Genomic DNA, 9,798 nt, shown 5'->3' with positions numbered 1-9,798 from the left:
ACGCTCGCATGTGCGTCACGACATTCGGCCCCGACTTTCGTCAGGTCAGGTCAGGTTGCGGCTTTGCTCGCTGATGACATTCGCCGCACGCGTTAGGACCGGCTCGACGGACTGCACTGTTTTCTTCTGTTGGGTGGCCTGCTGCTGAACTGTGCGGCGGTCGGGCTCGAACTGCTCGTTGAACGCGTCCCCGATCTCCCCGCCACCCCACGGCCGGCCAGTGATCTCGGCAGCGGCTTGAGCCACCGAATTGAGTGTGTTGGCGGCTTCTTTCCAGTGCTTGGCCGCGGCCCGCGCCGCCGGCTCGTGGAATTCGAACGTGCTCATCGCAGCCCCCTCGACAGCTCACATACCTGAATCGTTATCGTAGAGCACCGCCACGGCGAATATCCGCATCAATTGCGGTCGGCGAAACCCCAGCTAGCGCCGGTAATAGCCGCTGGAGATGCGCAGCTCGAAGTTGCCGTTGCCATCGGGACCATTGACGGCGGCCATCAAGCCACCCCGGACATGGACATCGATCAGAGCGCGTCCCGGCCGCTCCGCCGGGCTCACCGTCAGAAAGCCGATGTAAGGCTGGGCGCGCGCCCAGATCTGGTCTTCGCTCACATTCAACGTCACCGGTGCTGTGAGTTCGTAACCCTCATAGCCCGCGTCGCCGGAGCGGCCTTCACCAGGCAGCCATCGCCCCTCGGTCGCCGTCCCGACCGTGAAACCGAGGAACGCGCCCCAGTCCCGGACCTCGGCCAGCGTCCGCTGCGCGGCCGCGGGAACCGTGTCCCGGGGTAGCGGCCGTAGTTCTGGCGGCTGGTCGTACACGATCGGTCCGCGCTCGTCGGCGGGGTCCAGCGGCCAGTGCCGCGACCCTACCGTGCCCGGCCAGTCGTGGCTGGCTTCGAGATAGCGGAGGTAATAGGTGGCGCTGGTGAGGACGATCTTGCTGGTGTCGGCCTGGGTATCCGATCTACGCCGTGGCCGTTCTAGCGAGATCCGTGAACCGTACGGCCCGGGCAGATGATCCCGCCGCCACGCCGGAGGCAATTGCGCGACGGGATACTGCGCGCACACCTTCGGCAAGATCCGCTCGGAAAGCAACGACGAATCGACCGCGTCCCGCGGCACGGCCACCGCACTGCGCAGATACACACCATTCACGTCGGCCTTGCTGATGAACAGTCGCTTGCGCCCACCCCACGACATCGCACCTAACGACTGTTCCAGCCAGGAATGGGCCGGCGAAATGCCGTCTTCGGCCAACGCGGCAACAATCTCGCGGATGAACAAAACCCCGAATGCGCTGACCGCGTTGGCCTGCTGCCAGGTCAACCAGCGCTGCCGAGACACAGTGCCGTTGGCGCAACCAGGCATATCCAGCACCGGCACCGGCTCTACCAGGCCATCGCGAAAACCCGAGCGCAGCTGAACCCACGTCCATTCCAGACACCCGTAGTCGTTCCAGGGCCTGCGCACCCCGCCGAGCATACGGTGAGCGGGGAGCGCGGCAGGTCAGCGCTGCCGGCGGATCCGGTTCGCGAATCGGGATGCGAAGTCGAAAAACATTTTCTCGGGATCGTGCATCGTGGTCGGCTCGACAACGCCGTCGTCGGCGACCAGGAAGACCGTCGCGTCGATCGGGATCTCACCGGGCGCCACCGGCACATACAAGTCCCAACCGCCGTCGATACGGGCGGCGCGCAGCTGCTCGACCGGATACCCGCGGGCGGTGAAGCCGTGGTCACGGCAGTAGTCATGCACGAGCGCGGTGGCGGTAGCCTGATCGAGCGCTGGAATTGCCGGTAGCAGCACATCGGCGGCGTCGAGCTGAGACAGCGCCTCAGCCATGTCGAAAGCCTGAGGCATCCCGTTGGCGAACAAATCGCTCAGATGATGAGCTGAGCAGATCCCGGCCTCGGCGGCGCGCACCAGGCGCGCCGGGCTATTCGCGTTGTGGTCGGTGAACTCCACACCGATGCGCCCCAACACCCGGGTGATCAGACTGGCGGTGCTGTTCACCGACCACACTCCGGGAACCCCGCGGACGATCTCTTCGGTCGCCACCCAGGGCGGGTCAGCCTGAAGAAGCGGCGCGGCCTCGGTCAATTCGGCCCGATACCAGTGCCCAGCGTGCCACCAATAGCAGAACGACAACATTCCTGATGCCGCGCGCGGGTCCAGATACAGGTTGTGCAGCCAGACGGGCGCGCCCCGATAGAGATCCGGCCAGGGGATTTCACCTCGGTACGCCGCCATCAGCAGCCGAGAGTCGTCGCGCCCACCGGACAGCACCGCCCGATCCCCGGGCAGCCGGGCCAGGATGCACCCCCCCGAGTCTCCGACGTGAGCCTGGAAGGACGGATCGGTGCGTGGTCCCACCGGTGCACCCGAACCGCGGCACACCGCAGCCAGGGCGGCGATCCGCGGCCACAACAGCGACAGTGCAGGGATCTCATCATCAGCCGTCGCGACTTCGCCGACGCCGACGGACGCGCGGTGGTGAGCGTCGGCCGCACTGCGCATCTGTTGACCCTCGTTGCCCAGATGCGCCAACAACCACAGCGGCATGTCGGCGCGCGGGTATTGCCGGACATCCCGCGCATAGGCCTCGCTAGAGAGCAGCTGATCGGCCGGTAGGCCGTTGTCCCCGTAATCGAAGCCGATTCGCAGCGTCCCGGAGTTATCGCATTCGAACAACAACCGCAGCCAGGGACCTGCGGACCCAGCGGTGATCTGGCGGTGCAATCGGATTGGTTCCAGCGCGTTGGACGTGACCGGGATCCGCACGCTGCCGTCCGGGTTCTCCGCCACTGCCTGCGCGATCTCTTCGCCCCCGGCCATACTGATCGCGCCGTGCAGCTTGACCCACCCCGCCGGCGCCCCCGAAGCCAGCGTCTGGATGAACTGGTCTACAAGCGCTTTTGGGTCTTGCCCGGCGCCCGGTTCCTCATCGACGACCACCGGAATGCCGGATTCGGCTAGGGCGTCCGCGGCGTACCGTAACGGGTCGGAATCCCCCGGATTCGTCATCTACCAATCCCCGCCCATCGGCGCCCTATGCGACGCGCTGCCACGGATTCGATCATAGGCAGCCAAGCCAGTCAGCCCCGGTCTGCAATCGTGAAGTGCCATTCGCCGTCGTCGCGGCCGGCTGCGTCCGGCTCCGCGTCCAACTCCGCGCGTGCGGCACGACGCTCCCGCGAGTCGGGTGCCGAAAGCGACACCGTCGGATGAAGCTGCTTGTACTGCTGTAGTTCGTCGAGTGGCCGCAGATCCGAGGACCCGAATGCTCCTAGCGCCGAGGCCTGCTGGAACAGCCCCGCCTGCAACGCCTCAGTCTTTTCATGCACCTTCGCCGCCGCCGCCTGGGCCGCGCGCACCACTGCGTCGGCCACCTCCGCCGCGGTGGCCTCGGGGAAGCGTCGTTCGTCGAACTCGGCCTGGATCACCACCCCTTGCGCGTTCACCCAGACGCGGGCCAAGCCGTTTGGGGACGTCGCGTCCGCGGTCTCGATCGCGATCCGTTGCGCCGATTCGGCCGCCGCGGACTGCAGCTTCTGCAAACCGGACAACATCTCGTCGATCTCGGGATCGCCGGTGGCTTCCCCGTCGAAAATGCCGTCGAACAATCCCATGACGGCTCCCTCCTGCCTTCCGTCGGCGGCGACGAATCTCATACCGGCAACCGTGCCGCGCGCGGCAACCTCGCACCATTCTGGCACCTCTGCGCATTGGTAAATCACGGCTAAATCACGCTCGATTTGGTCGGGAACCGTCCCGGATTAGGCTTGGCCGGTGTCCGTAGACGCTGACGGTGCGGGGGGAATGGGCCAACGCGGGCTGGTCGAAACGGCGGTTCAGTTGGTGTTGGCGGAGTTGCCTGCAGGCTGGCGGAGCGTGCATGCCGAGGTCGAGCCATCGGCAGTGCCGCTCATCGCGCTCGCCACCGCCACGGGCGGTGCGGGTGAACTGTACCCGGTGGCCATCCCGGTGACAGCGATCGACGTGCTGGCCGAGCATCAGCGCCGGGCGGCCTCGGCGGGATCGCCCTGGCGGCGGATGATCATCGATTGCGACAGCGACAGGACCCTGTCGGTGCGCACGGAACCCTCTGTGTCCCTTTCGATTCCACGCAAGCCGCGGCGTTGGCCGGTGCTGGCGATGTTGATGGTCACGCTGGCTTGTCTCGGCGCGGCGACGGTGATTTTCGTGACCGGTTGGCAGTGGGGTCCGCCGCCGCGAGCGGGCATCGTCGCGGTGCCGCAACCGCCGCCGCGCCAGCGGGAAGCGTCCAAGGTGATTGGACGGTGGGTTGATGCCGAAAATCATGCTGACGTGACGGCGCTGCGCGCGTTAGCGTGCACCAACCCAGGACAGTCGGTGCAAAAATGGCTCACCACTCTCGGAGATTTCGGCCAGCAGCAGGCGCTGGTTTTCCCCGACGCAGTCACTGAATTCCACGACGAAGGCTCACGCGTTCGGGTGAGGGTTGCCGTCCGGATTCGCCCGTTGAATCAGGCCCAGGAACAGGAAGTGCAGGCTGCCCAAGAAGAGGGCGGGTTCTTCGATGATGAATACACGCTCGGCGACGAGGGCGGCGTGCTGAAAGTGTGTGACGTGTCGATGGCGCATGGCTGAGAACTGACGTGATAGCTCACGAAGACGCCAACGACGACCGCTCGTCGATCCAGGACGCACCATCTATCTGTGCCGCCGCAAACCCGCCATTAAGGTCGTCCGCGGGGCGTCGGGGGCGGCTCGCGCTGTGGCTATCGGTCCTCGCGGTACTGGTCTCGGCGGCGGTGTTGGTTGTCGCGATCGGCGGCCGAGAACCCAAGGGCGGCCCAACGTTACGGCCGATGGGAGCCAGCGAGTCGATGTCGGACGAGCAGGCGCGTGTCGTTGCTGACAGCACGGTGCGGACCTGGATACGGGAACGCAATGAGCGGCGTCTGGCCAATCTGAAGGTGCTGTCCTGCCCGGACCCGCCCGGCATGGTCGGTCGCGAGATCGAGGCGATCAAAGCAGGCCGTCCCAGTGAACGGGAAATGCGAGTGATCGCCACCGGCGCGCTGAACCGGCGCGGTGCGGTTTGGGGGCTCAACACCCACCTGGAGAATCAGAGCATGGTCTTTGTGCTGCGGGTGGACGACGGTGAGTTGCGAGTATGTGCGATCGGCTCGGCGCCGGTGCCGTGAGGGGGTGTCGTTGATGGGTTCTGGTGTGCCGTCGGGGGGGTTTCGGTGGGTGGAGCCTGGTGGTGAGTCGCCGTCGGTTCCGGCTGGTGGGTCGGGTCGTCGGGGTGGTCGGTGGTGGTGGGTTGCGGCGGTGATTGTTGTGGTGGTGGTTACCGCTGTGGGTGCGGTGTTGTGGTGGCGTATGGGTGGGCATGGCGGTGGTTCGGGTAATGGTGTTGGGGCCGCGCCAAAGGAGGCGCCGATCGGTACGCCCAAGGATCGGTTGATCGGGTTTCCGCTGGATCGGCAACCGGTGGTGGGTTGGCAGCTCACCGCGGGGCAGATCGGGCTGCCCGCCGGTGTGCCGGTGGGCGACCTGTTTGCCGCCGTCGGAGATAAAGCGTTTTTCATCGCCCATAATTGTCAGGCCGAGCGGTGTACCGACCCGAGGGGTTGGGTGTATGGGATCGATACGCGCACAGGTGTGTTGGCGTTCCCGCTGATACCGCTGGACGGGTTTTATGGTCAGACTGAGGACTGCGCTCTCAATGGCCCGTCCGCAGCGGTGTGCCTCAACCCCGATTGTGAGGGTCTCTACTTTTGCGCGGGTCGGGAGCGGGTGTGGGTGATCGATCTCGAGCGTGGGGCGGTGAAGTTCAGCGGGCCTCCGCAGGTGCACACTCATAACAGCCCCGGGGAGCCGCGTCTGCGGGCGATCGGTAGCTGGCATGGACAGACCCGTCTGGTTGCTGTCACCAAAGGTAAGGGTGTCTATGGTGTGGGGGAGCGGGGTGAGTTGACCTGGTTTGTGCCGGGCAGCGGCGTGGTTTATGAGTCCGATCATTCGCAGACATTGGATATGGCGCCGTTGACGCTGGGTATGCAGGCGGCTGATCCGTTGACGGGGCAGGGTTTTCGGGTGTTTTCGGTGGATGGGGTTGATTTGACTCCGACGCCACCGCGGGGCCTGAATTTGAGTTACGCCGAGGTCTATAACGGGGGTTTCGCGTACGAGTTTCGGACTCAGAAGGATTACAACGCGGGGGTGGCGTTGTATGACGCTGATGGGCACCAGGTCGCTTTGTTGCCTGATGCCAGTCGTCCGCAACCCAACCCGGTGATGCCCAGTGTGTTGGCCGGCGGCGGGCTGCAGATCTACACTGCCGCAGGCAAACTGCAAACCCGACTACCCAGCTCCGGTGAGCACTATCAGACGATCGGCACCAAACTCTACCTCGGCGGCATCGACCGCTGGCAGCAATGGGATCTGCTCACCGGCCAACCCGGCCCTACCTGTGACATGGACTTCGGTGTTGCCTACGCCGGTTCGGACGGCGCCACGATCCTTACGTATGTTAGTGGCGAGCAAAACCACGGCGCGACCAGGGCGATAGATGCAGCCAACTGTCAAACTCGTTGGGAGATACCTAGTTTCGGGGGATTTCCGTCCCTGGCCAAGGCGGGTAGTGCCCTTCTGCAAACGACTCGTGACAGCATCGTTGGCCTGCGCGCGCCGGCTTGAACCTGGAGTGCTACGACAAACCCCGAGATTGCCGTATCGCGGCCACATCTTCGGCGATGAGTTCGTCGATCCGCTCAGTCAGCCCGCGGGCGCTCATGGGCGTCAGATGTGCGAACCCCGGCGCATAGATGTAGTCGCCGTCGTCTCTGATCCGCACCCACACCACCGCGTTCTTCGTGCGATCGAACCCGTGGTCCCGAGCCGGTTGCCAGCGACTCTGAACCCGGCCGAACATCGCCACTTCGGTACGCGGCACCAGCGTCCCATCCGGTAGATCGACGCGGCGGCGCACGGACACGGCGTCGTCTTCGTCCTCAGTGTCGCGCTCTGGCCGCCCCAGAAGCTCGGGGATGATCACCTTCGAATGCTCGCCTGGTTTAGTCAACGGAGAGAAAGCGGTGATCGCCGCGCCCAACTCGTACGGCGACAGCGTGTAGATATCGACAACGTCGTCATCGATTTGCTGGGCAGCCAAGAAGCCGAACTGGTCCGACCGATGCGCGACGATTCGCTCCCTGCGCGCATCGGGGGTGTCGACCGTACATTCCACTCGGAGATCAGCGTTGACGTACGTATCGAACCATTGTTTGAATCCGCCCAGGTCGCCGTGCATAACCCGGTCGACAACTTCGGTGGCGTAGGCAGTGTATTCGTCGAGATTGGCAAACGGCGATGAACGATTGTGCGCCAACGGATGTGGCATGAATTCGCGGCCATGGGATTCGCTAAGCGCGTCTACCCCGACCACCTTGATCGTCCCCACCTGATTCAGCGTCGCCCGATCCACGCCACCATCACCACCGTTTCATCCGCATGTTTCGTCCACGCATTCGCGCCTGCGCGACGACAGCGCTGCCGATCGGAGAATACGGTCGGAATCAGCTTGACTTGTCGGGAGTGGGGTCGTTGGGGTCTTCGCCCACTACCTGCACGACAGCCTCGCCCTCGCTGATGACGCCGTGTTTATTGTGGTGCAGCGCCTTGCTGGCCTTGTGCACCTTGTCGCCGGCACCGCCTCGATGGCCTGCGGCCGGGGCACCGGCGCCGGGTGCTCCAGACCCTCCGCTACCGACGCCCGCGCGAGACACTGGCGTGGCCGCTCTATTTGCCGCCGCCGATTCGGTGGCCGGCGAGGTCGCAACTCCGAGAGCTCTTGCCGCCCCCGACCCACCTGCCCTGCCGCCGCCGGCGCCTCCGCCCTTGCCTGCACCGTTGAGGCCTTTGGGGCCCAAGCTCAGTACGCCTTCCGGCAATCCGGCCTTATTTCGCTTGAGTGCGTCGCTCAGTGCCTGTTGCGCGGCGTTGGCGCCCTGCTGCCCCGCGTTGGCACCCTGCTGCGCGGCTTGTTGTGCACCCTGACCCGCTTGTTGGGCCGCATCACCGGCACCCTTCGCGGCATCGCCAAGTCCGTTGAGCGCATTTGCTGGAACCGCCTGACCGGGATCGCTGTTGGACGGAGTGGTCAACCCGGCTGGCACTGTGGGGACACTCAGACCGCCGGCGGGCAGTCCACCGCCACCGCCCGTTCCGCCGGGGCCGCCGCTGGGCATGGTGGTAGGCATACCTGACGGATTGGTCGGGACAGGCGGCGCCGGCGGCAGATCTGGATGGTTGTAGCCGATCATGTCGATCGGCGGGTTGTAAGAGTCCCGAATTGTCACTTGCGTGGCCCAGTCAAGCGCGTCGTGCGCGTCCTGGCCTCCGTTGAGAAATATGTCATCGTTTTCCTGGCTCATGAACCACTCTTTCGTCCGGCTCATATCCTGGGAAAACATATCGACAAGAAAATCCATGCGATGGGCGCCGCTGGCGGTGTAGGTAAGGCTGTTCTGCAGGTCGCGCAACCTGTCGCGGATGGCCTGGGCGGTGGCCCCTTGAATTTGGTCGCCCGGGCCGCCGCCTACCCAGCTATTAAGCGTGGTGGCGGCTCCGCTAATCAGGCTTCCGGCAGCGTTCCATTTACCGTGCTGCCCGGGGGCCACATCATCATTGGCGCCCGATATTCCATTCTTTCCGTCGACAAATTTTGTAATATGCGCCAGCGCGACGCGCCGGTATGATCTGCGGCCCTCCGTGCCCCCCTTGCCGTTGAATTCGTTAATCTTACCGGCGATACCGTAGATTTCAGAGGTGGGATTACGAGATGGGTTGGTCCGGTGATCGTAATTACCGACGGGTGGACCCGCCCCATCGTTGAAGTCTGGTCCGTATGGATCATTGCCGTTTCCAACAATCCATGGTTCGGGCGCCATGACTATAACCTCTCAGTAACCCGCGACCGCATTAAGCGCCTGACTGTCTCTGGATGCGGTCAAACGCAGACTGAATGATCTGCTGCACGGCTTCGGCTACCTCCAGGCTCGCCTGGATATTATCTTTGACCGTTTGCCCCGAAATATTCAGATTATTTGCAGTTTGCGTAGCGGAATCATAGAGCTCGCTCACTTCGCCGACATCGACGTGATTATCAGCGACTAAGTCGTGCGCACCTCTGAGGGCGCCAACAACATCATTAATATTTCGTTTCCATTGCCCCAGTGCATTTTCATGCACCTCGACGAGGAGCTGCTCGGGTGAGGCGCCGCGAATCTGATTCGCAAATCCACGCATTTCCTCGATGGATGGCGGATTGTTACCACTCATCGCGATCCCCTTCTGGTCAGATATAGGCGGCTACAGCCGACAGGTCCTCTGCGCCTCGCCAACCTTCGGCAAGAACTCGCCTCCCGTCCAAGCCGGCCCCTGCCGTGCACCGTCCCGGAACTCACGCAGCGCGTCGCAGCGGCCAATGCCTAGATGTCACTCAATCGCTGGTCCAGGCCGAACATGTCGTGGATCTCGCCCGGCGCGGTCTCGCCCAATAGCTTGACCAGCTGAGCGTGCGCGTCTTCGAACTTCTCGTGGATGATCCTGTGGTGCGCTCGAATGGATTCCGATGCACCCGCGACGAAAACCTGAGGTATCTGTGTCTGGAATACGTCGTTGATCTCTTGGGCCAAACTGCCGGCCTGCTGAATTGTGGCGTGTGCGTCCTCGTAATGCGTGAGGGCCGCGGGGTCATAGTGAATGTCAGTACCTTCAGACATGCTAGATTCCTTTCAAATC

The 9,798-nt window shown here is 64.0% G+C and carries 12 protein-coding genes; 4 read left to right on the top strand and 8 right to left on the bottom strand.

The features are described 5' to 3' along the window. Window positions 1-45: 45 nt before the first annotated feature. From H0P51_RS19800 to H0P51_RS19785, 4 genes are all read right to left on the bottom strand, one after another. The gene (locus H0P51_RS19800; RefSeq protein WP_180914592.1) at window positions 46-327 is read right to left on the bottom strand and encodes a hypothetical protein; all 282 of its coding nucleotides are present in this window, start codon (window positions 325-327) and stop codon (window positions 46-48) included. A gap of 93 nt (window positions 328-420) precedes the next feature. Next, window positions 421-1,470: a hypothetical protein gene (locus H0P51_RS19795; protein ID WP_180914591.1), complete on the bottom strand. Its 1,050-nt coding sequence runs from the start codon at window positions 1,468-1,470 to the stop codon at window positions 421-423. Between the two features lie 36 nt (window positions 1,471-1,506). Next, complete coding sequence (locus H0P51_RS19790) at window positions 1,507-3,024, bottom strand: hypothetical protein (protein WP_180914590.1); 1,518 nt, start codon at window positions 3,022-3,024, stop codon at window positions 1,507-1,509. A gap of 71 nt (window positions 3,025-3,095) precedes the next feature. Beyond that, window positions 3,096-3,671 carry a YbaB/EbfC family nucleoid-associated protein gene (locus tag H0P51_RS19785; RefSeq protein ID WP_180914589.1) on the bottom strand — a complete coding sequence of 192 codons (576 nt, stop codon included), beginning with the start codon at window positions 3,669-3,671 and terminating at the stop codon, window positions 3,096-3,098. A 184-nt stretch (window positions 3,672-3,855) separates the two neighbouring features. Between H0P51_RS19785 and H0P51_RS19780 the strand changes: the two genes are divergently transcribed. From H0P51_RS19780 to H0P51_RS19770, 3 genes are all read left to right on the top strand, one after another. Continuing rightward, on the top strand, window positions 3,856-4,632 hold the full coding sequence (locus tag H0P51_RS19780; protein ID WP_180914588.1) for a hypothetical protein: 777 nt from the start codon (window positions 3,856-3,858) through the stop codon (window positions 4,630-4,632). Between the two features lie 8 nt (window positions 4,633-4,640). Then, window positions 4,641-5,192: a hypothetical protein gene (locus H0P51_RS19775; protein ID WP_180914587.1), complete on the top strand. Its 552-nt coding sequence runs from the start codon at window positions 4,641-4,643 to the stop codon at window positions 5,190-5,192. A 130-nt stretch (window positions 5,193-5,322) separates the two neighbouring features. Beyond that, complete coding sequence (locus tag H0P51_RS19770; RefSeq protein ID WP_180914586.1) at window positions 5,323-6,693, top strand: hypothetical protein; 1,371 nt, start codon at window positions 5,323-5,325, stop codon at window positions 6,691-6,693. A 10-nt stretch (window positions 6,694-6,703) separates the two neighbouring features. Here H0P51_RS19770 and H0P51_RS19765 read toward each other — a convergent pair whose 3' ends face one another. Further along, complete coding sequence (locus H0P51_RS19765; RefSeq protein WP_213016705.1) at window positions 6,704-7,456, bottom strand: ESX secretion-associated protein EspG; 753 nt, start codon at window positions 7,454-7,456, stop codon at window positions 6,704-6,706. Window positions 7,457-7,571: 115 nt separating this feature from the next. Continuing rightward, window positions 7,572-8,354, bottom strand: coding sequence for a hypothetical protein (locus H0P51_RS19760; protein WP_180914584.1), 783 nt, complete (start codon window positions 8,352-8,354; stop codon window positions 7,572-7,574). A 24-nt stretch (window positions 8,355-8,378) separates the two neighbouring features. Here H0P51_RS19760 and H0P51_RS19755 point away from each other — a divergent pair, with 24 nt between their 5' ends. Beyond that, window positions 8,379-8,753, top strand: a complete 375-nt coding sequence (locus H0P51_RS19755) for a hypothetical protein (protein ID WP_180914583.1) — start codon at window positions 8,379-8,381, stop codon at window positions 8,751-8,753. 223 nt (window positions 8,754-8,976) lie between these two features. Here H0P51_RS19755 and H0P51_RS19750 read toward each other — a convergent pair whose 3' ends face one another. Together H0P51_RS19750 and H0P51_RS19745 are read right to left on the bottom strand one after the other, a co-directional pair. Then, window positions 8,977-9,336: a hypothetical protein gene (locus H0P51_RS19750; RefSeq protein ID WP_180914582.1), complete on the bottom strand. Its 360-nt coding sequence runs from the start codon at window positions 9,334-9,336 to the stop codon at window positions 8,977-8,979. Between the two features lie 149 nt (window positions 9,337-9,485). Continuing rightward, window positions 9,486-9,779: a hypothetical protein gene (locus H0P51_RS19745; protein ID WP_180914581.1), complete on the bottom strand. Its 294-nt coding sequence runs from the start codon at window positions 9,777-9,779 to the stop codon at window positions 9,486-9,488. Window positions 9,780-9,798 lie beyond the last annotated feature (19 nt).

The organism is Mycobacterium vicinigordonae (assembly GCF_013466425.1).
Classification (GTDB): Bacteria; Actinomycetota; Actinomycetes; order Mycobacteriales; family Mycobacteriaceae; genus Mycobacterium; species Mycobacterium vicinigordonae.
This window is presented reverse-complemented; position numbering and strand designations above follow the sequence as displayed.

Excerpts from the sequence above, each read along its gene's own strand:
- H0P51_RS19785 (WP_180914589.1), bottom strand. The coding sequence starts at position 3,671 with ATGAGATTCGTCGCCGCCGACGGAAGGCAGGAGGGAGCCGTCATGGGA.
- H0P51_RS19750 (WP_180914582.1), bottom strand. The coding sequence starts at position 9,336 with ATGAGTGGTAACAATCCGCCATCCATCGAGGAAATGCGTGGATTTGCG.
- H0P51_RS19745 (WP_180914581.1), bottom strand. The coding sequence starts at position 9,779 with ATGTCTGAAGGTACTGACATTCACTATGACCCCGCGGCCCTCACGCAT.
- H0P51_RS19800 (WP_180914592.1), bottom strand. The coding sequence starts at position 327 with ATGAGCACGTTCGAATTCCACGAGCCGGCGGCGCGGGCCGCGGCCAAG.
- H0P51_RS19790 (WP_180914590.1), bottom strand. The coding sequence starts at position 3,024 with ATGACGAATCCGGGGGATTCCGACCCGTTACGGTACGCCGCGGACGCC.